Annotated in this window: 18 protein-coding genes; 12 read left to right on the top strand and 6 right to left on the bottom strand. The window is 68.7% G+C overall.

The genetic code is table 11. From position 1 onward, the window contains the following. Positions 1–130 precede the first annotated feature (130 nt). Positions 131–1,171: an ROK family glucokinase gene (locus ACOAMO_RS01130; protein ID WP_420175762.1), complete on the top strand. Its 1,041-nt coding sequence runs from the start codon at positions 131–133 to the stop codon at positions 1,169–1,171. Positions 1,172–1,188: 17 nt separating this feature from the next. Here the strand turns inward: ACOAMO_RS01130 and ACOAMO_RS01125 are convergent, their stop codons facing one another. Together ACOAMO_RS01125 and ACOAMO_RS01120 are read right to left on the bottom strand one after the other, a co-directional pair. Beyond that, positions 1,189–1,575: a hypothetical protein gene (locus tag ACOAMO_RS01125; RefSeq protein WP_420175761.1), complete on the bottom strand. Its 387-nt coding sequence runs from the start codon at positions 1,573–1,575 to the stop codon at positions 1,189–1,191. Further along, entirely contained in the window at positions 1,572–2,315 is a 744-nt protein-coding gene (locus tag ACOAMO_RS01120; RefSeq protein ID WP_420175760.1) for an alpha/beta hydrolase, read from the bottom strand. The genes ACOAMO_RS01125 and ACOAMO_RS01120 overlap by 4 nt, the downstream gene beginning before the upstream one ends. Positions 2,316–2,424: 109 nt before the next feature. On the opposite strand from ACOAMO_RS01120, the gene ACOAMO_RS01115 reads away from it, so the two are divergent. Genes ACOAMO_RS01115 through ACOAMO_RS01085 form a run of 7 tightly spaced genes read left to right on the top strand, consistent with a single transcriptional unit; the run spans position 2,425 to position 8,997 of the window. Continuing rightward, positions 2,425–3,405, top strand: coding sequence for a lysophospholipid acyltransferase family protein (locus ACOAMO_RS01115; protein WP_420175759.1), 981 nt, complete (start codon positions 2,425–2,427; stop codon positions 3,403–3,405). 10 nt (positions 3,406–3,415) lie between these two features. Further along, positions 3,416–4,549, top strand: a complete 1,134-nt coding sequence (gene macS / locus ACOAMO_RS01110; RefSeq protein WP_420175758.1) for a MacS family sensor histidine kinase — start codon at positions 3,416–3,418, stop codon at positions 4,547–4,549. Further along, positions 4,546–5,235, top strand: coding sequence for a response regulator (locus tag ACOAMO_RS01105; RefSeq protein WP_420175757.1), 690 nt, complete (start codon positions 4,546–4,548; stop codon positions 5,233–5,235). The genes macS and ACOAMO_RS01105 overlap by 4 nt, the downstream gene beginning before the upstream one ends. A gap of 23 nt (positions 5,236–5,258) precedes the next feature. Further along, positions 5,259–6,647, top strand: coding sequence for a class II 3-deoxy-7-phosphoheptulonate synthase (locus tag ACOAMO_RS01100; protein ID WP_420175756.1), 1,389 nt, complete (start codon positions 5,259–5,261; stop codon positions 6,645–6,647). Positions 6,648–6,657: 10 nt separating this feature from the next. Then, entirely contained in the window at positions 6,658–7,695 is a 1,038-nt protein-coding gene (locus ACOAMO_RS01095) for a threonine aldolase family protein (RefSeq protein ID WP_420175755.1), read from the top strand. Between the two features lie 32 nt (positions 7,696–7,727). Next, complete coding sequence (locus ACOAMO_RS01090; protein ID WP_420175754.1) at positions 7,728–8,318, top strand: hypothetical protein; 591 nt, start codon at positions 7,728–7,730, stop codon at positions 8,316–8,318. A gap of 37 nt (positions 8,319–8,355) precedes the next feature. Then, positions 8,356–8,997: an MBL fold metallo-hydrolase gene (locus tag ACOAMO_RS01085; RefSeq protein ID WP_420175753.1), complete on the top strand. Its 642-nt coding sequence runs from the start codon at positions 8,356–8,358 to the stop codon at positions 8,995–8,997. 3 nt (positions 8,998–9,000) lie between these two features. Here the strand turns inward: ACOAMO_RS01085 and pknB are convergent, their stop codons facing one another. Then, positions 9,001–11,154 carry a Stk1 family PASTA domain-containing Ser/Thr kinase gene (gene pknB, locus ACOAMO_RS01080; RefSeq protein WP_420175752.1) on the bottom strand — a complete coding sequence of 718 codons (2,154 nt, stop codon included), beginning with the start codon at positions 11,152–11,154 and terminating at the stop codon, positions 9,001–9,003. A 173-nt stretch (positions 11,155–11,327) separates the two neighbouring features. Here pknB and ACOAMO_RS01075 point away from each other — a divergent pair, with 173 nt between their 5' ends. Then, on the top strand, positions 11,328–12,074 hold the full coding sequence (locus ACOAMO_RS01075; RefSeq protein WP_420175751.1) for a thiamine phosphate synthase: 747 nt from the start codon (positions 11,328–11,330) through the stop codon (positions 12,072–12,074). Between the two features lie 15 nt (positions 12,075–12,089). Here the strand turns inward: ACOAMO_RS01075 and ACOAMO_RS01070 are convergent, their stop codons facing one another. Beyond that, positions 12,090–13,199, bottom strand: a complete 1,110-nt coding sequence (locus tag ACOAMO_RS01070) for a polyprenyl synthetase family protein (protein WP_420175750.1) — start codon at positions 13,197–13,199, stop codon at positions 12,090–12,092. An 85-nt stretch (positions 13,200–13,284) separates the two neighbouring features. Here ACOAMO_RS01070 and ACOAMO_RS01065 point away from each other — a divergent pair, with 85 nt between their 5' ends. Continuing rightward, positions 13,285–14,178: a methylenetetrahydrofolate reductase gene (locus ACOAMO_RS01065; RefSeq protein WP_420175749.1), complete on the top strand. Its 894-nt coding sequence runs from the start codon at positions 13,285–13,287 to the stop codon at positions 14,176–14,178. A 130-nt stretch (positions 14,179–14,308) separates the two neighbouring features. On the opposite strand, the gene ACOAMO_RS01060 is transcribed toward ACOAMO_RS01065, so the two are convergent. Further along, positions 14,309–15,526, bottom strand: a complete 1,218-nt coding sequence (locus tag ACOAMO_RS01060) for an IS110 family transposase (protein WP_420175748.1) — start codon at positions 15,524–15,526, stop codon at positions 14,309–14,311. Positions 15,527–15,770: 244 nt separating this feature from the next. Between ACOAMO_RS01060 and ACOAMO_RS01055 the strand changes: the two genes are divergently transcribed. Together ACOAMO_RS01055 and ACOAMO_RS01050 are read left to right on the top strand one after the other, a co-directional pair. After that, a complete protein-coding gene (locus tag ACOAMO_RS01055; protein ID WP_420175747.1) occupies positions 15,771–17,129 on the top strand; it encodes a DUF222 domain-containing protein in 1,359 nt (452 codons plus the stop codon). Continuing rightward, on the top strand, positions 17,126–17,674 hold the full coding sequence (locus tag ACOAMO_RS01050) for a GrpB family protein (protein WP_420175746.1): 549 nt from the start codon (positions 17,126–17,128) through the stop codon (positions 17,672–17,674). Before ACOAMO_RS01055 ends, ACOAMO_RS01050 begins: the two co-directional genes overlap by 4 nt. A gap of 6 nt (positions 17,675–17,680) precedes the next feature. Here the strand turns inward: ACOAMO_RS01050 and ACOAMO_RS01045 are convergent, their stop codons facing one another. After that, positions 17,681–19,894, bottom strand: coding sequence for a HelD family protein (locus tag ACOAMO_RS01045; RefSeq protein WP_420175745.1), 2,214 nt, complete (start codon positions 19,892–19,894; stop codon positions 17,681–17,683). Between the last annotated feature and the right edge of the window lie 74 nt (positions 19,895–19,968).

The raw sequence follows: 19,968 nt of genomic DNA, 5'->3' as shown, positions 1-19,968 counted from the left end.
CCCCAGACGAATGGTGGGCAGGATGCGCGAGTGACCAGGGCATGACCCTGATCCCGCTGGGCTCGGTGCCCGTGGCAGAGCACATCGACTCGCACGGGCCACGACAGCAAGGACAGACAGGCGGACCCGAGTGCTGAGCATCGGAATCGACATTGGCGGGACCAAGGTTGCGGCCGGAGTGGTCGACGACCAGGGGCGCATCCTGCGTCGCCTGCAACGCCCCACCCCCTCGCGCAGCCCGGAGGCGGTCGAGGACGCGATCGTCGCTGCGGTGGAGGAACTGACCGCGGTCCACGAGGTGGTCGCGGTCGGCATCGGCGCCGCCGGATGGGTGGACACCGACCAGGCCGTCGTGCGTTTCTCGCCCCACCTGGCCTGGCGCAACGAACCGCTGCGAGCCCGGCTGAACCAGCGCATCGACCTTCCGGTGCTGGTGGACAATGACGCCAATGCCGCAGCGTGGGCCGAGTACCGCTTCGGCGCGGGGCAGCACGCCCACGTGATGGTGTGCATCACCTTGGGGACCGGCATCGGTGGTGCCCTGGTGGTGGACGGCCGACTCTTCCGGGGGCGCTACGGCATGGCCGGCGAGTTCGGCCACATGGGGGTGGTGCCCGACGGGCACTGGTGCCCGTGCGGAAACCGGGGGTGTTGGGAACAGTACGCGTCGGGGAACTCGCTGGTGCGTGACGCGAAGGCGCTGCTGCGCGAGAACTCACCCCAGGCCCAGCCGCTGTTGGAGCGCATCGGTGGTGACATCGACGCCCTCGTCGGGCCCGACGTCACCGCGGCCGCGATGGACGGCGACCAGATGGCCACCGAATTGATCAGCGACGTGGGCACCTGGCTCGGCCGAGGCATCGCCAACATGGCAGCGGCCCTCGACCCCGACCTGTTCGTGATCGGCGGTGGGGTCAGCGCCGCCGGCGACCTGCTGCTCAAACCCGCCCAGCAGGCCTTCGACCGAACCCTCACCGGGCGGGGCTTCCGGCCGCCGGCCAAACTGGTGATCGCCGAATTCCACAACGACGCCGGACTGGTGGGTGCCGCAGACCTGGCCCGGCACTCGATCGACGAGCCGCCCGGTGTGACCCGCGGTTTCTGGCCGCGTCGGCGCCGGCGTGGTCTGCGTCGGCTGCGAGCACGCCTGATGGAGCCGCACCGGGTCTGAGCCGGCGGGACGAAGGCTCAGACCCGGGCGCCGTCGTCGTCCGGATCGGGCGGATCCTTGGGCAGGTTGCGCAAGGCCACCACCATGCCCAGTACGAAGGTGGCCGCCGCCCAGCCCAGCAGGGCTTTCACATGGGCGCCGAACAGGGCCCCCAGGAAGACCACCACCGAGAAGGACATCAGCAAGCTGCTGGCCAGGAAGGGGCCCGGGGCGATGGGTTGGGGCAAGGGCTGTGGTGGCACGAAGGGTTCGTCGGGTTCATCGGGGTCGACCCGGTCCATCGCCTCGGTCATGTTGAAGGGCTCTGACTCGGGCTGGTCTGACTCGGCGTGGGGACCGAACTCCGCATCGACGATGCGTCGAAATCGCGCGTCGAGGTCCTGTGGGGATTCGTCGTGGCTCATCGTCGTGCCTCGATGAAGTCAAGGGTGAGTTGCTGCACCAGCTCCGCGTCGTGGTCCAGGGTCGCGACGTGGTGGCTCTTGTCCAACCACACCCGCTCCACGTGGGGGAGCTGTTCCATGAGCATCCTGCCGGAGGCCCGGTCGACGACGTGGTCGACGCGCGAGGTGAGCAACAACACGTCACACTCCACATGGGCCAGCTCGGCGCGCACCGTCTGCCACAGCCGCATCATGGAATGGGCGGCCCGCAACGGGGTGCGCGGGTAGCCGTGCTCGGTGACGCCCGGGCGGGCGATGTCGTCGCCGATGGCCGAGGTGGTGGGAACCAGGTGCTTCAGCACGGGGAGCAACCGCATGCGCCAGTCATGGCTCGCGATCGCCGGGTTCACCAGCACCAGGCCAGCCACGTCCTGCTCCTGGGCCAGCCGCAGGGCCAGGGCGCCGCCCATCGACAGGCCCACGACGAAGACCCGACTGCACTCCTGGTTCAGCTGCAGCAGGCGCGCCTCCACCGCGGCATACCAGTCCTGCCACTGGGTGAGCTGCAACTCACGCCAGTGGGTGCCGTGGCCGGGCAGGCGCGGCAGCTCGACCCGCAGCCCCGACTGGGCCAGGTGGTTCGCCAACGGACGCAGGCTGGCTGGTGATCCGGTGAAGCCGTGGCACAACAACACGCCCACGGTTGCGGGGGCGCCGGCCGAGAAGCTCTCGGCCGAGGGACTGATGGTGGTCGGGGTCACGGCCACCAGCCTATGCGTGGGGTGCGCCGGTTCCCGGCAGCCTCCCCGGGCAGGGGCGTGGACTGACCTAGTCTTGGAAGGGTCATCCACGGCTGAGAGGGACACGGCGATGAGCAGTCACGAAGGCGACCACGACCACGCTGGTCAGGACGCAACCGATCCCCTCGGCGCCCTGGACCGGGCTCGCTCGCTGGTGGGCGGTGCCGCCGAACAGCTGTCGGTGCACGTCGAGGGCGAGGAACGCATCCCCGCCGAGGGACCCGCGATCCTGGCGCTCAACCACCTCTCCCACCTCGACCACGTCCCCGGTCGGCCCGGTGGCAGGCGGGTCCGCACCATCACCACCGCCGCGCCCGCCGCCGAGACCGCGGTCGGGCTGCTGCGTCGGGTGGTGAACCGCAGGGGTGCCACCCCACCCGAACCCGACCCGGTGGAGGACGCCCTGCGGCGCGCCACCGCGGTGCTGGAGGCCGGGGAAGTGGTTGCGATCTTCCCCGAGGGCGGTCGCTCACCCGACGGCAGGCTCTACCGTGGGGAGACCTTCCTCGCACGGGTGGCGCTGGCCACCGGTGCGCCGGTCATCCCGGTGGCGGTGCGGCACGACCAGTCGCTGTTGGCCCGCACGGTGGCGCCCGACCTGCTGGTGGGGGAGCCCGTGGACCTGGAACGCTTCGCAACCCCCACCCCCGACGAGTACGTCCTGCGCGCGGTGACCGACGAGGTGATGTATGCGCTGATGGAGCTGTCCGGGCAGGTCTACATGGACATGTCGGTGGTGGAACGACGCGAGCAAATGGCCGCGCAGCGTCGCTCCTCCCATGCCGCGGCCAAGGCCGAGGCGCGAGCCCGCAAGGCTCGTCAGGCCGCCGAGCAGCAGCAACGCATCGCCGAGCGCGAGGCGGAGGCCGCCGAGCTGGCCCAGGCCCAGGCGATGGCCGCCGAGGCCGCACGCGAGCAGGCCCGCCGCGCGGCCGAGGCCGATGCCCGACGCCAGGCGGTGCGTGCCACCCGCCTGCAGCGCACCGATGAGGGGCCCGCGAGGCAGCCCGGCGAGCCGCACCCCCATCACCCCGACACCCGGAGTTCCTGAGGCGTCTGCAGTGCAGCCATCCAGCGACATCCTCCACCCGCTCTACCAGGTGACCAATCGCCTGCGCTGGGTGCTGTTGTTGCATGCGCTGGTGGTCAATGCGCTACGACTCGACCAGGTGGCGCACCCCGTCGCGCTGTGCATTGCCTGCGCAGTGATGACCGGATGGACGGCGATGGTCTCGCTGTGGCAGTCACGGCCCTCGATGCGCACCCCGTGGGTGATGGGAGCCGACGTGTTCATCACCGCACTGGTGCTCGCCAGCAGCCGCTGGATCCTGGGTCGCGACGCCCTGATGGACAGCTATCGGGCGGTGCCGGTCTACTGGTTCGCCGCCGCGCCGCTGGTGGTGGCGGTGTGGCGCGGGATGTGGTGGGGGCTGGGCAGCGGTGTGCTGCTCGCCCTGGTGAAGTTCGTCCAGGAGCCGCCCGACGATCGGGTCTGGGCGGCCACGGTGTTGCTGGGGCTGTCGATCTGGGCGCTGGCTGCGATGGTCGACACCCTGCGCGACTCGATGGCTGACCGTGATGCCCGCAATGCCCGGCTCGCGGTGCTGGCCGAACGAGACCGACTCAACCGGATCGTGCACGACGGCGCCCTGCAGGTGCTGGCGCTCGTGGAACGCGAAGGACCGGCGCTGGGCCCCAAGGGGGAACAGCTCGCGCGTGCCGCGCGTCAGCAGGAGGCCCTGTTGCGACGGTTGCTGCAGGACCGCTCCGTCGGCCAGCTCGAGGCCGGAGCGGCGACCCGCACCGATGTGGCCACCATGCTGCAGGCCCATGCGGGGGAGCGGGTCACGGTCTCGGTGATGGCCGGAGAGGTGCCGATGCCGACCTCTCGGGCCCAGGAGCTGGACGCCGCCGTCTCCGAGGCGCTGTTGAACGTGGCCAAGCACGCCGGCCCCGAGGCACGGGCCTGGGTGCTGCTGGAGGAGGAGGACGGGCAGCTCACCGTCTCGATCCGCGACAACGGCGTCGGGATGTCGCGCGAGCAGTTGGACCAGGCCATCGGGTCCGGTCGGCTGGGCATCAACGAGTCCATCCTGGGGCGCATCGGTGACATCGGCGGGGTGGCCGTGGCACGATCACATCCTGACCGTGGTGTTGAGTGGGAGTTCCGAATTCCCCTGGAGGAGGTCGAATGACGAGTCGCAGGGTGATGTTGGTGGATGACCACCCGATGTGGATCGAGGCGCTCTCCGAAGACCTGGTGGGGGAGGGCTTCGAGATCGTCGCCGTCGCGCACAACGGTGACGAGTGCCTGCGTCGGGCCCGAGCGGCCCGGCCCGACGTGATCGTGATGGACCTGCGCATCCCGGAGCCCGACGGTGCCAGCTGCATCCAGGTCCTGGTGCAGGAATTCCCCGACATCAAGGTGCTGGTGGTCTCGGCCTCCGGCGAGCACGAGGACGTGCTGCGGGCGGTGAAGGCCGGGGCCAAGGGCTATCTGGTGAAGTCGGCCTCGCGGGCGGAACTGGTGGAGGGCGTGCTGCGCACCGCCGACGGGGATGCCGTGTTCACCCCCGGACTGGCGGGCCTGGTGCTGGGGGAGTTCCGACGCATGGCCACCGTGGCCCAGGAACGCAACACCACCAGCGCGCAGCTGACCCGGCGTGAGATCGACGTGCTGCGCCGGGTGGCCAAGGGACTGGCCTACCGGGAGATCGCCGATGAGCTGTTCGTCAGCCACCGCACGGTGCAGAACCACGTGCAGAACGTGCTGCGCAAGCTGCAGTTGCACAATCGCGTGGAGCTGACCCTCTACGCCATCGAGCAGGGATTCGGCGACGAACCCACCGGCCCCGGAATGGACTCGTCACGGCGTCGTTGACAAGCGTGGCTAAGCTGACGTCCATGTCTGCACATGTGCCGTCCCTGGAAGAACTCCGCGCCCTGCCCCAGGTGCAGCAGCCCACCTATCAGGATCCCGCCGAAGCCGCGCGTGCCATCGAGCAGTTGCGTACCCTGCCCCCGCTGGTCTTCGCCGGAGAGTGCGACGAGCTTCGCGACAAGCTGGCCGAGGTGGCCGAGGGGCGCGCCTTCCTGCTGCAGGGCGGTGACTGTGCCGAGACCTTCGACACCGTGACCGGTGACAACGTCAAGGGCAAGCTGCGCGTGCTGCTGAGCATGGCCGTCGTGATGACCTACGCCGGGCAGGTTCCGGTGGTCAAGGTGGGTCGCATCGCCGGCCAGTACGCCAAGCCGCGCAGCAAGGACACCGAGACCCGCAATGGTGTGACCCTGCCCAGCTACCGCGGGGATGCGGTCAACGGGCTCGACTTCACCGAGGAGGCCCGTCGCCACGACCCGGGGCGTCTGCTGAAGGTCTACAACGCCTCGTCGGCGACGCTGAACCTGGTGCGCGCCTTCGTGAAGGGCGGTTTCGCCGACCTGCGCACCATCCACTCGTGGAATGCCGACTTCGTGCGCAATTCCAATGTGGAGAACCGCTACGAGGAGCTCGCCGACGAGATCGAGCGTGCCCTGGCCTTCATGGTGACCTGCGGAGTGAGTGACCAGACGCTCTCGGAGGTGGACTTCTACGCCAGCCACGAGGCGCTGCTGCTGGACTACGAGCATGCGATGACCCGCATCGACTCGCGCTCCCAGCTGCCCTACGACACCTCGGGCCACATGATCTGGATCGGGGAGCGCACCCGCCAGCTGGACGGTGCCCACGTGGAGCTGCTGCGTCACGTGCAGAACCCCATCGGCATCAAGCTGGGCCCCACCAGCACCCCGGAGGATGCCCTGGGGCTGGCCGATGCGATCGATCCCGACCGCATCCCCGGCCGCATCACCTTCATCACCCGGATGGGGGCCAGCAATGTGCGCGAGAAGCTGCCGCCGCTGGTCAAGGGAATCGAGGCCAGCGGACGCAAGGTGGCCTGGGTCTGCGACCCGATGCACGGCAACACCTTCGAGACGGGCAATGGTTTCAAGACCCGCAGCTACTCCGACGTGGTGGAGGAACTCAACGGTTTCTTCGACGTCCACGACGAGCTGGGCACCTGGCCCGGTGGCATGCACATCGAGCTGACCGGTGACGACGTCACCGAATGCCTGGGTGGTGCCTTCGAGCTGGGGGAGGCCGACTTGGCCGATCGCTACCAGACGGCCTGCGATCCGCGTCTGAACCGAAACCAGTCGCTGGAGCTCGCATTCATGGTCGCCGAGCGGCTCTCGGACGGTCGCATCAAGCGCCCCAACCTGATCGACGAGTTCCGCAACAACGACTTCTGAGGAGTCACCCGTGGGCACAGCCATCGACCTGCGATCCGACACCCTGACCCGTCCGACGCAGGCGATGCGTCGTGCCATGGCCGAGGCCCCGGTCGGTGACGACGTCTACGGCGAGGACCCCAGCATCATCGAGCTGGAGTGTCGCGTGGCCGAGCTGCTGGGACACGAGGCGGGTCTGTTCACCCCGACCGGGTCCATGGCGAACCTGCTGGGCGTCTGGCTGCACGTGCCGCCCGGTGGCGAGGTGCTGTGCGATGCGCAGGCGCACATCGTGCGGGCCGAGATGGGGGCGCACGCCCAGCTGCACGGCATCACCACCCGCACCTGGACCACTGCCGACGGCGTCGTGGACGCCGCGACGGTGGCCGCCGCGATCGCCCCGGACAACGGGCCCTTCCTGGTGCGCACCGCCGCGATCGAGATCGAGAACACCCACAACTTCGGTGGCGGCACGATCCAGCCGATCGAGACGCTGCGCGAGATTCGTGCCCTGGCGCTGGGGGCCGGGATCAAGACGCACCTGGACGGGGCGAGGCTGTGGAATGCCCACGTCGCCACCGGGACCCCGCTGGCCGACTATGGGGCCTGCTTCGATTCGGTGAGCGTCTGCCTGTCCAAGGGGCTGGGCGCGCCGGTCGGATCGGTGCTGGTGGGCTCCGCGGCGGACATGGCGCGTGCCCGGGTGCAGCGCAAGCGGCTGGGTGGTGGTTGGCGGCAGGCGGGTCTGCTGGCCGCGGCGGGCCTGTATGCGCTGGACCACCACGTGGAGCGGCTGGCCGATGACCACGCCGCGGCGCGAGCCTTCGCCGAGGCCGTCGCTGCGGCGGCACCCGGATCGGTGGAGCCGGAGAAGGTTCCCACCAACATCGTCGTCGTGAGGACGGGGGAGCGGCCCGCCGGTGACGTCGTGGCCGCGGCCGCGGCGCAGGGCGTCGCCCTGTCGGCCGTCGGTGCCCACCTGGTGCGCGCCGTCACCCACCTCGACGTGACCCTCGCGGACTGCCGCGAGGCCGGTCAGGTGCTGGGTTCCCTGCTGGCCGGTGGCTGACAAGCGCTGCGCCACCTGCGAGGCTGTGCTCCATGGATGAAAACGTGTTGCACGGCGTTGACCCTTGGCCTGGCAACCTGGCCGATGCCAGCGCCCCAACGGTCCTGGTGCTGCCGGGGGCGCGTTATCCGGCGCAGCTTCCCGGGCTGGCTCTGCCTCTCAGGGCATTGACCCTTGACGGGTGGAATGCCCATGTGGCCCGCTGGACGATGGGCCCCGGCATCGCCGCCGAGCAGGCCCAGGAACTGGTGGACGAGGCAATCGCCGCCTTCGTGGACCGGCACGGGCTGCCCGACCTGGTCCTGGCCAAGTCCGTGGGTACTCGCGCCGCCGGCTGGGCCGCCACCAATCGGATTCCAGCGGTCTGGACCACGCCCTTGCTCGATGAGCACACGTGCGTCGAGGCACTGCGAGCCGCCAGTGCTCCGGCATTGCTCGTGGCAGGCACCGAAGACCGTGCCTGGGACGCCCATGCTGCAGCACACACCAAGCTCCCGGTGCACCTGATTGCCGGACCGAACCACGGCTGGCAGTGCGACGACTGGCGTCGCGAGCTGGAGGTGCTGGCCGAACTCACGCAGGTCGTGGCCGATTTCGCCGTCCGCGTGGCTTCCCCCAGCTGACCTCGACAGGGCACCACTGGCGAGCCAGACTGGGGGCATGCAGATCACCCAGCTTGGACATTCCGCAGTGCTGGTCGAGACCGCAGGGCTGCGCGTGCTCATCGACCCGGGCTCCTTCTCCGACGCCTGGCACGGTCTCACCGACCTCGACGCGATCCTGGTCACCCACCTTCACCCCGACCACGCCGACCCGGAGCACCTGCCTGCCCTGGTGGCCGCGAATCCGCAGGCGAAGGTGCTCGTCGAGCCGGGGGTGATCGACGCGGTCGACCTCAAGGAGCGCGGCGAGGGCCTGAATGCGGACAGCTCCGTCAGCCTCGGCGGTCTCAAGGTCTCCGCCGTCGGCGGGCGGCACGCCGTGATCCACCGCGACATTCCGATGATCGGCAATGTGGGGCTGGTGTTGGAGAGCGAGGGGGAGCCGACCCTCTTCCACCCCGGGGACTCGCTGGCCACCGCCCCAGCCGGAATCGACATCGTCGCCGCACCGGTCATGGCGCCCTGGGCCGCGATGAAGGAGACCGTCGACTTCGTGCGCGACGTGGCAGCCCCCAAGGGTTTCCTGATCCACGACGGCCTGCTCAACGAGCGGGGCTGGAAGCTGTTCGACAAGCAGATCGGGAACCTGGCCCCCACGGTGATGGAGGACCACCGAGACCAGCAGCCTTGGACGGTGTGACCCTCAGATCACCCAGAGGGTGACCTCGGCGCCCTGCTTGGCCATCGACCCCTCGGACGGGGAGGCGGCCTTGACCTTGTCCTCGCGCAGCCACTCGGGGGTGGCGTGCACCACCTTCACGCCGAATCCGGCACCCTCCAGCTTCTGGGTGGCCTGGGCCTCGGTGGAGCCTGCCACCCTGGGGACCTGCACCATGACCGGGCCCTTGGAGACCTCCAGGGTGATGGTGTCGCCGCGCTTGCCCTCCCCGCCATTGGGGTTCTGCACGATGACCTTGCCCTTGTCGACGTCGTCGGAGTTCTTCTCCACGACGTTGACCGTGAAGCCGGCCTCCTGCAGCTTGGTGCGAGCCTTGTCGGCGGCCTTGCCGGTGAAGTCCTTGATCTCGACGGGCTGGGGCCCCTTGCTGACGACGAAGTCGATCGGGGTGCCTCGCTTCAGTTCGGTTCCCCGGGGCTGGCTGACGGTGGCGATGATTCCCTCGGGAACCGTGTCCGACCAGTCGTCGGTGACCTTGCCGACGGTGAGGTTGACTTCCTCCACGGCCTTGCGCGCCTGCTCCAGGTTCATGCCGACCACCGAGGGCATCAGGTAGCGCTCCGGCCCCTTGGAGACCCAGGCCTCAACCGAGGTGTCCCTGAGCACTCGGCCACCGGCCTCCGGTTCGGTGCGGATCACCACACCCTTGGGCACGGTCTCCGAATACTCCTGGTTGACCTGGACGGCCAGCCCCTGCTGCTTGGCCAGGGCCACGGCCTGCGTCTGGCGCTGGTTGACCAGGTCTGGGGTGGCCTCGTAGCGGCCGCTGACGAACCACCAGGCGCCGGTACCGGCCGCCAGGGCCAGCACGAGCAGCAACAACAGGGCCAGCAGACCGGCACGACGGCGCCGGGTGCGACGGCGTCGCTCGAAATCCTCGTGGCGAGGTGGGGGAGTGTGCGGCACCCGATGCGAAGGAGGCTGGGGCGAAGGAGGCTGGGGCGAAGGGGTGCGGGGACTCTGCGGCGGTTGCCAGTCGGCCACCGCCGGTGCGATGCGCGTGGGAGGGTCATCGTCGACGACGGCATCCTGGACCACGGTCGCTGCCCCGTCCGACAGGGCCGCCCCGGCGAGGGCGGCGTTGGCCAGCGGTGCCGGGGACGCAGGCGAACTCGGCGGCTGCTGCCCGTGCGGTTGGGAGGACCCGTCCGTGGCAAGCGGCCGTGCCGCAGGCGACCGATCGATGCTGGAGCGCATCTGGGCGGTCAAGGCCGGGTCATCGAGGATGCCGTGCCCCAAGGCCTTCCGCGCGGTGCGCACCAACTGCAGCAGTTCGCGGCCGTCCACCGGGCGCTGGCCGGGCTCGCGACGGGTGCAGGCCATCACCAGCGCGTCCAGATAGGGCGGGATGATGCGTCGGGAATCCATGGAGCGCGGATCGTTGCCGCTGAGCAGCGACGACGGCGCCGGGATGTCGTTGTGGACGTGGCTGTAGGCCACCTGGATCGGGGTCTCGCCCTGGTGCGGCTTCTTGCCCGTGAGCATCTCGAAGAGCACCACGCCGGCGGAGTAGACATCGCTGCGGGCATCGGCCCGGCCGGTGGTGACCAGCTCGGGCGGCAGGTAGCTGACGGTGCCGATCAACAGGCCCTGCGTGGCGGTGGCGGTCTGGCTGGTCACGGCGCGGGCCAGCCCGAAGTCCGCCACCTTGATCTCGCCACGGTCACTGATCAGCACGTTCTCGGGCTTCACGTCGCGGTGCACCAGCCCGGCGTCGTGGGCGCTGGCCAGGGCGCTGACGATGTCCTCCATGGCGTCCAGGGCGCGCAGCGGGGGCAGGGGGGCCTCCCGCGTGATGATGTGACGCAGGGTGCAGCCCTGCACGAATTCCATGACGATGAAGGGGCGGCCGTTGTCGATGCCCTGGTCGAAGACGCTGACCACGTGGGGATTGCTGAGGGTGGCGGCGCTTCGGGCCTCGCGGTCGAACTTGCGGGCGAAGTCCTGGTCGTCGCCCAGCCCGTCGTGCATGACCTTCACGGCGACGATGCGGGTGAGCCGACGATCCTGGGCGCGGTAGACCGTGGCCATGCCGCCACGAGCCAGCTTCGACAAGATCTCGTAGCGACCATCCAGCACACGACCGACCAAGGGGTCGCTCAAGCTCGCAGTGGTCACAACAGCTCCAAACACGGTCGGGGAAGGAAGGCCGTGTCAGCCCTTCAAGGGTGAAGTCTAGGCGGCGATCGAAGCACCGGGGTGCACTGACCCGCCAAGAGCACCTCCGGGGTGACTTTCGCCCGGGGGAGAAAAGCCCCCTCCTCGCGGCTCCGGCGGCCTATCCTGTGAGGGTGACCGCACTCATGGGACTGACCAGCCGCCTCAAGGTGGCCAAGCTTCATCTGATCACCGACGTTCGCGCCGAGCGGGGCGACTTCCGCGATTTCGTCGTCGAGGCGCTGCGTGGTGGCGTCGACTTGCTGCAGGTGCGTGACGCAGCGGCCAGCGACGAGCAATTGCTGGAGGCCCTGGCGATCGCCCAGAGCGCCGCCCTGCAGCTGAATGCGACCGTCGTGGTGGGCAATGACGTGGCGGTGGCCTCGCGCTTCCAGGCCGATGTGCTCCACCTGGGGGCCGCGGATGGTCCGATCGACCAGGCCCGGGCACAGCTGCCGGAGCACAGTCTGGTGGGACGCTCGGTGCACCGCACCCGCCAGCTGACCGGCACGGATGCCGACTACCTGATGGTCGGGCCGGTCTTCGGGGGCAGCCTCGACGGCGTCGCCTTCCCCGGCCTCGAGCTGGTGCGCCGGGCCGCTGCGAAGCAGCCGTTGCCCAGCCCCGAGTCGACGCCCTGGTTCGCCGTCGGTGGCATCACCCGCGAGAACATCGATCAGGTCATCGAGGCCGGTGCCCTGCGTGTGGCAGTCTCCTCGGCCATCAACGACGCTGCGGACCCGCAGGCCGCGGCCGCCGAGCTGAAGCAGCAGCTGCTGGACGCCTGGAATGCCCGCCCCGAGATGTCCGGCTATGCCCTGAACGCCTTCGGCGGCGGCCAGGGACTCAAGTTCATCAATCGCCAGGTGGACGCCCGCTAGCCGACCGGAACGGCCTCAGTAGTCGCGACGCACGCAGGCCTGCGCCAGCGCGGTGAGCGCGGTGCGGCCCTCGTCGGTGATGCTCGCCTTGTCGAGCGCGGCGATCGCGGTGTCGTAGGCCTGGTCGATGATCTGTTCCACCGACTCCTTGGCGCCCGAGGCGGTGATGATCTGGCGACCACGCTCCACGGCAGCCGCGTCGAGCTGCGGGTTGCCCAGCATCGCGTCCAGCTCGGCGGCCTGGTCCTTGGGGGCCGCGGCCAGCGCGTGCGCCACCAGCACCGTGCGCTTGCCCTCGCGCAGGTCGTCGCCGGCGGGCTTGCCGGTCAGCTGCTCATCGCCGAAGATGCCCAGCAGGTCGTCGCGGAACTGGAAGGCCCGTCCGATCGGCGAGGCGAACAGTGCCAGCTGCTCGAGCAGTTCCTCGTCGGCGCCGCCCAGCGCCGCACCGAACTGCAGGGGACGCTGCACGGTGTAGCGATTGGTCTTGTACTCCACCACGCGGTTGGCGGTGGCGATGGCCTCCTCGAGGTCGGCCGTGGCCGGGGCCGACTGGGCGATCACGTCCAGGAACTGTCCGCAGGTCACCTCGGTGCGCATCGCCTCGATCAGCGGGCGGGCCCGGTCCAGCTCCTGGGCGGGAAGCCCGCTGGTGGACAGCATCTGTTCGCTCCACACCAGCAGCAGGTCGCCCAGCAGGATCGCCCCGGCGCGGCCGAAGGCGTCGGTGCTTCCGCGGCCTCCACGGCTGCGGTGCAGGTCGGCGAACTGCAGGTGGGCGGCAGGCACGCCGCGGCGCGTGTCGGAGTCGTCCATCACGTCGTCATGCATCAGGGCGCTCACGTGGAGCATGTCGAGGCTCGCCGCGGCACGCACCAGGGATTCACCGTCGTCCGGGCTCCCACCTGCGGCGATGCGTCCCCAGTAGCCGAAGGCGGGGCGCACCCGCTTGCCGCCGCCGGTGAAGGTCTTGGCCAGTTCCAGTGGCAGCGCCAGCTCGTCCCCGATCGCGGTCAGCTCGTGGTTGCGCGCCTCCAGGAATTGGGTGATGGCGGCCTGGACGGCGCCACGGAAGTCGCTGCCCAGCGGATCGGACGGGGTGAAGTCAAGTACGTCATTGGCCACGTCCCCGAGCCTACTTGCCCCGGGAAGTGTCCACGAACGGATCGACGGGCAAGCCCACCACGGGCCTGGCCCTAGGGTGGAAAGCATGCCCCAGGACCGCCCCACCATCGCCGATCTGCTCGCCACCGCGCAGCGTCCGCTGTTCGGGTTCGAATACCTGCCGCCTCGCGACGAGGCGGGCTACGAACGGACCCTCAACGCCGTCAAGCGTCTTGAACCGCTGCAGCCCGACTTCGTCTCGGTCACCTATGGCGCGGCCGGCACCAACCGGGAACGCACCGTGGAGACCACCCGTCAGATCGCCGAGACCTCCACCATCCCGGTGATGGGGCACCTCACCTGTTCGTCGCAGACCCGCAGCCAGCTCGAAGGGGTGATCGACTCCTACGCCGAGGTGGGGGTGCGGCACGTGCTGGCGATCCGTGGTGACATGCCCGGTGGACCCACGGTGCCGTGGGAACAACATCCACAGGGGCTGGCCAATGCCACTGAGCTGGTGCGGTTGGTCAAGAGCCGCGGCGACTTCTGCGTGGGGGTTGCGGCCTTCCCCGACGTCCACCCCGAGAACCGCGACGCAGACCTGGACGCCCGGATCCTGGCCGAGAAGTACGAGGCAGGTGCGGAATTCGCGATCACCCAGCTCTTCTTCAACCCCGATGCCTATTTCGACCTGGTGCAGCGGGTGCGCAACCTGGGCTGCCCGATCCCGATCATTCCCGGGCTGCAGCCGATCAGCAGTCTGAAGCAGGTGAAGTTCTTCGAGGACCTCTCCGGCGCACCGGTGCCCGAACAGGTGAAGCTGCGGCTGGCCGAGGGGGACGGGGATCCCGCCCGGGTGCGTGAGATCGGATCGCGCATCGCCAGCGAGATCGCCGTCACGCTGCTGCGCGGGGGAGCCCCGGGGCTGCAGTTCTTCACCCAGAACCGCTCCTTGGCGACCCGCGAGATCTTCGCGATGCTGCTGGAGCGCCGCTGGTGATCGTGCGCCACGTCGGCTGAGCCTGTCGAAGCCGGATCTCCCGAAATACTATTCGAACACCCCTTTGAATAAGGGTGTGCTTTGGATAGAATTGAGGCATCACGTCGGGGGGGTGTCCCTATGTTCCTCGTCAAGCGACGAGGGGCATGGGTGAGGGTGTCGGGGCGGGGGCCCGGTAGGGCTCCCGGTTCTTGATCATCGCGAACAGGACATCACAGCGTCGGCGGGACAGGCAGATGAGGGCGGCGTTGTGTTTCTTGCCCTGCGCTCGCTTGCGGTCGTAGTAGGCGCGGCTGGTCGGGTCCTTGAGCGCGGCGAAGGCGGACAGGAACAGGGCTCGTTTGAGGTGCTTGTTCCCGGAGCGGGCGGGGAACTCCCCGCGGATGCTGGTGCCGGAACGGCGAGTCACTGGGGCCAGGCCGGCGTAGGCCGCCAAGTGCCCGGCGGTCGGGAACTGTGAGGCATCGCCGACGTCGAGCAGGATCCGTGCTGCGGTCCTGACCCCGAGGCCTGGCATCGAGGTCAGGACCTCGGCAAGAGGGTGAGCATCAACGACCTTCTCGACCTGGACAGCCAGCTCGGCGCGCTGATCCAAGGTGGCGCGCAGCGACGCGGCCAGCTTGGGCAGGACCTGCTCGGCCGCTGCCGTGCCTGCAACGGTGACGGTCTGCTCCGTAAGAGCTTGGGTGATGGCGTCGGCGAAGTCCTGCGCATTGCGCGGATAGGCCTTCGTGATCACCCTGAGCAGCTTCGATTTCGACGCTGCTGCCATGGCCTGGGGGCCGCCGAGTTGTTCGACAACGGCCAGGCCTTGCTTGGTGCCCAATCTGGGTCCGACAACGCGTTCCAGCGCGGGATGGATCTGGGTGAGCAGGCCTCGGATGCGGTTCGACAACCGGGTCGCCTCGGCGGCGAGGTCCTCATCGAAGCCCACCAACACTTTGAGTTCGGCCAGGGTTTCCTCGCCGGCATCGACCCGGCGCAGCGTGTGAGGCATGGTCCTCGCGGTGTCCGCGATGACGTATGCGTCGCGGGCGTCGGTCTTCGCGTTGCCCGGGTAGAGGTCAGCCGCGCGGCGCATCGCCAGTCCGGGCAGGTAGGCGACGGTAATGCCCATCGACCGGGCGACAGCGATCGGTAGCGCGCCGATCGTGTTCGGCTGGTCGACGACCACCAGCACCCGACCATGGCTCTGGAGCTTGTCGAGGAGTTCCTCGAGCTTGGCTTGGTCTTGCGGCAGGGGCTTGTCGAAGACCTTCTTCCCGGCAGCGTCGAGGGCGCAGGCGTGGTGGTCTTGTTTGCCAACGTCGAGCCCGCACCAGATGTCGAAGCCGCTGTCCTGATTCATGACGACCACCATCCTTGCATCGAAGCGACGGTCGTCGTGGTTGGTGATGCGTCAGCTGCCGGCACCCACGTTACGAAGAGACCTCAATGCTGGGCCATGTCCCTATCAGCGGTCGGCTGGCACCACCAGGCCCGGTGACAACACCCCCCGGATCATCAATGACAGGGGCACTGAGTCATGCCGGGCCCGGCGACCGTGACCCCTCCCTACGGGGTCACCAGCAAGGTAACGGGGTGATCGGCTCATGGAAGAGCAGGAATTCCAATTTCCGGATGATGCAGTGGGCGTCATCGAGGCAATTCGCGAGAGTCGCCGGCAGCGAAGGATTCTCGAAGCACGGGAATTGCAGCTCGCGGCGCATTATGCGGATCTCAACGGGCATGTCGACGAGTCCTCGGTGGTTCCCGGAACCGAGCGGCTCGTGGAGATGGGAGGCGAGGGCACCCCGCTCGTGGCGGAGTTCGCCACCCTTGAACTGGGGGCCGCCCTTCGGCTGCGCGACGTCGGGGCCCATGCCCTGATCGCCGACGCTCTTGATCTTCGCCATCGCCTCCCCAAGGTCTGGAGGCTGATGCTCGACGGTGAGATCGACACCTGGACCGCGCGGGGCATCGCGGGCGCCACCCGGGCTCTCGACGCGCACAATGCAGGACTGGTGGATCTCCAGCTCGCCCGCCAGGTCCCGGGCATGACCCGCGGCCGGGTGAAGGGGCTCGTTGCCGGACTGGTCCTTGATCATCTCCCCATTGACGAGGCCGAACAGCGTCGGCGGGACGCGAAGGAGGCCCGTGGTGCGTGGATTGCCGTGGGGCAGTACGGCATCGCTGATCTTGCTGCCGTGATGGATTCTCCCGACGCGCGCCGACTCGATGCCACCCTCGACCACCTGGCCGCCATCCTGAAGGAAGGCGGTTGCGACGATGCCCTCAATGCACGCCGAGCCAAGGGGCTTGGGATCCTCGCAGATCCCGTCCGCGCCACCCAGCTGATGCAGGCCAGCCTGCTTGATCAACTCCCCGGGGTGGACGTCACCGAGGACTGCCACCTGCAAGGTCAGGTTGGTCACGCCTGCGGCACCCTGCTCGTCGACCCCAAGGAGCTGGCGCCCAAGGCGCAGCTGGTGGTGCACCTGACCGACACCACGCTGTGCGCCGGGGAGGGAATCGTCCGAGAAAGGGGAGTTGGTCCGTTGCTCGCCGAATGGCTCGCAGATCTCCTCCCCGACCACCAATTCACGGTCCGGCCGGTGATCGATTCCAATCGGCAAGTGGCCAGCTCTTCCTATGAATGCCCCGCAACAATGCGGGAATCAGTGGAGATCAGGAATCCTCACGAGGTGTTTCCCCATTCGCCTCGGTCCTCGACGGGGCTCGATCTGGACCACACCATTGCGTGGGATCCCGGAGAAACCCATCCCGACAACCTCGGCCCCTTGACCCGCAAGGTGCATCGCGCGAAGACCCACGGCGGCTACCGCCTGGAACAACCGCTGCCCGGTCACTACCTCTGGCAGACCCCGCTCGGTTTCCGGTACCTCGTCACGCCCAGCCGCACCATCGAACTCGGCCGGCCCGATCCCGTGGGTACACAATTGTCCCCATGACAAAGGGCCCCCGGGTGGTGGAGTACCAAGATCGTTGGGTGCAGGACTTCGCCTGGATTCGGGACGAGCTTTCGCGGGCACTGGCTGCCGTGCCCCACGAGTCCATCGAGCATGTGGGATCCACTTCGGTGCCGGGTCTGGCGGCGAAACCTGTGATCGACGTTGACGTGATTGTGCTGCCTGCCCACGTGTCCAGCGCGATCGCGGCGCTGGTGGCGATCGGTTACCGACACCAGGGGGACCTCGGTTTGGAAGGTCGAGAGGCTTTCAAGGCCCCGGACGAAGGACCACGACGGCACGTGTATGTCTGCGTGGCCGGTTCGCTTCACCTGCGAAACCATCTTGCCGTACGCGACGTCCTGAGGCGGCGGCCGGACCTCCGGAATGCGTACGCCGAGACCAAACTCTCCCTGGTTGCGCAGCCGGGGTTAGAGATGGCCAGCTACATCGTCGGCAAGTCGGCCATCCTCCAGCGTGTCCTGGATGAGTCAGACCTGACACCCGAGGAGAAGGCCGCAATCCACAGGATCAATAGGGGGGCCTGAGCTCGCTCACAGCACCTTGCGCCAAGCCCCCGGCTTTCCGTCGACGTCCAGCACGGTGAGGCGCTGGGTGGGTCGGGTGAGGGCGACGTAGAGCACGCGTTCGCGTCCGGGGGTCTCCTCGACGATGTCGTCGGGGCTGACCACCAGCACGCCGTCGTACTCCAGGCCCTTGCTCTCCAGGGGGGTCACCACCACGCACCGCTCCAGGTTGGCGACGATCTGGGGCTGCCCCGAGGCATTGCGTCGCACCGTGCCCATCAGCGACGGCGGGACGATGATGCCGATGGTGCCGGCCACCTGGTCGGCCAGCGTCGCCACCTCGGCGCCGATGGCATCCATCAGCTCGCCGCGCTCCGCCACCGCCAGACGGGGCTCCATCCCCGTGGAGCGCACGGCGTGCGGCAGGTCGGCGTCGGGGAAGACCGGCGTGATCACCTTGGCGGCAAGGTCGAAGACCTCGGCCGGGGAGCGATAGTTCTTGTCGAGCCGGAAGGTGCGGTGGGGAGCGCTGCCGATCAACTCACGCATCACCTGGTCGGTCTCCTGCGGAACCTGCCACGACGACTGGGCCGGATCGCCCACCAGGGTCCACGACGCCTGCGGGCCACGTCGGCGCAGCATGCGCCACTGCATCGGCGTAATGTCCTGGGCCTCGTCCACCAGGACGTGGGCGAAGGTGTTGTGGGGCTCGTCGTCGAGGGTCTCCTCGCGTTCGTCGCGCAGGATGTCGGCGGTGGTGACGATCTCGGAGACCTGCTCGATGCCTTCCAGGAAGAGCGGTTCGTCCTGCTCGTCCTGGCGCGGAGCGGGGCCGATGATCGAGACCAACTCGTCGAGCAGGGCCACGTCCGCCACCGACCAGGTGCCCTCGTCGTCGGTGCTCGGGGAGTAGCTGGCGGCCAGGGCGGCACGTTCCCGCTGGTCGAACAGGTCGGCGGCCAGGCGATCCAGGAGTGCCTCGTCGGCGCAGCGCGCCAACACCCGAGTGGCCGAGAGCATCGGCCACCAGGCATTCATGGTCATCTGGAAGGAGGCCTGGCTGGTCACCAGGTCGTCGAACTGTTCACGGTCGAGGTCGTGTTCGTCGGCCGGGAAGCGGCTCCACAGGGCATTCACCACGGCCTGCTCGGCGATCTCGCGCGAACGGTTGTTGCGGTGGTTCGAGAGCAACTCGGAGCGCATCTGGCGCAACTTGGCGGCCTTGAGGGTGAGCACCTCGCCCTTGACGGTCACCCGCAGCTGCAGGGCCTCGTCGTGCTCCACCAGGGGGTCCACCACCAGACGCTTCAACAGCGGCAGCATCCGCAAAGACCCCTTGGTGGTCGCGGCCAGGGCCGCGTCGGTGCGGTCGGCGGTGACGCGCAGCACGTCGCTGGCCACCTGCCCGATCGACTTCAGGGTCACCGAGTCCTCACCCAGGCTCGGCAGCACCCGCTCGATGTAGTTCATGAAGACCGGGGAGGGGCCCACCACCAGCACGCCGCCCTTCTCCAAGCGCTTGCGGTGGGAGTACAGCAGGTAGGCCGCCCGGTGCAGCGCGACGACGGTCTTGCCGGTGCCCGGACCACCGGCAATCACCGTGATGCCCTGGTAGGGCGCGCGGATCGCCTCGTCCTGCTGCGCCTGGATGGTGGCGACGATGTCCTTCATCTGGTGACCGCGGGCTCGGCTCAGGGCCGCCATCAACGCGCCCTCGCCGATGATCGGCAGGTCGGTCTCGACGGAGTCGTCCAGCAGGTCGTCCTCGATGCCGATCACCCGCTCATTGCGGCAGCGCAGCACGCGGCGGCGCACCACGTCCATCGGGTTGTTGGCGGTGGCCCGGTAGAAGGGTTCGGCGGCGGGTGCCCGCCAGTCGATCACCAGGGGCTCGTAGTCGTCGTCACGCACCCCGATACGCCCGATGTAGCGACGTTCCAGGTCACGCAGGTCCAGCCGACCGAAGACCAGGCCCTCATGTTCCGCATCGAGCACCGCGAGGCGCTTGGCGGCCTGGAAGGCGAAGGCGTCACGCTCGAACAGAGCCGTGCCGTCCTCCTCGCGCATCCAGTCGCCGCGATCGGTCAGGAACTTGTTGCGTCCTTCGGCCTCCACCTGTTTGGCGGAGGCGGTGGCCACCTCCAACTGGGCATGGACACGGTCGACGTGCTGTTGCTCGGCAGCCAGCTCACGTTCGAGCTGCTGCGCGTCTGTGGCCTGGGGGCGCTCTGGCTTGGTCAAAAGACTTCCCTCGCTGAATGACTTGTCTTCCCACTTTACGTCACGCGGGGAGCGGCGTCATGGCTGGTGTTCCG

Source organism: Luteococcus struthionis (assembly GCF_048595755.1).
Taxonomy (GTDB): Bacteria; Actinomycetota; Actinomycetes; order Propionibacteriales; family Propionibacteriaceae; genus Luteococcus.
This window is presented reverse-complemented; position numbering and strand designations above follow the sequence as displayed.

Coding starts and splice junctions, on each gene's coding strand:
- ACOAMO_RS01115 (WP_420175759.1), top strand. CDS start 2,425: ATGAGCAGTCACGAAGGCGACCACGACCACGCTGGTCAGGACGCAACC.
- ACOAMO_RS01065 (WP_420175749.1), top strand. CDS start 13,285: ATGCCCCAGGACCGCCCCACCATCGCCGATCTGCTCGCCACCGCGCAG.
- ACOAMO_RS01050 (WP_420175746.1), top strand. CDS start 17,126: ATGACAAAGGGCCCCCGGGTGGTGGAGTACCAAGATCGTTGGGTGCAG.
- ACOAMO_RS01060 (WP_420175748.1), bottom strand. CDS start 15,526: ATGAATCAGGACAGCGGCTTCGACATCTGGTGCGGGCTCGACGTTGGC.
- ACOAMO_RS01055 (WP_420175747.1), top strand. CDS start 15,771: ATGGAAGAGCAGGAATTCCAATTTCCGGATGATGCAGTGGGCGTCATC.
- ACOAMO_RS01105 (WP_420175757.1), top strand. CDS start 4,546: ATGACGAGTCGCAGGGTGATGTTGGTGGATGACCACCCGATGTGGATC.
- ACOAMO_RS01090 (WP_420175754.1), top strand. CDS start 7,728: ATGGATGAAAACGTGTTGCACGGCGTTGACCCTTGGCCTGGCAACCTG.
- ACOAMO_RS01085 (WP_420175753.1), top strand. CDS start 8,356: ATGCAGATCACCCAGCTTGGACATTCCGCAGTGCTGGTCGAGACCGCA.
- ACOAMO_RS01125 (WP_420175761.1), bottom strand. CDS start 1,575: ATGAGCCACGACGAATCCCCACAGGACCTCGACGCGCGATTTCGACGC.
- ACOAMO_RS01100 (WP_420175756.1), top strand. CDS start 5,259: ATGTCTGCACATGTGCCGTCCCTGGAAGAACTCCGCGCCCTGCCCCAG.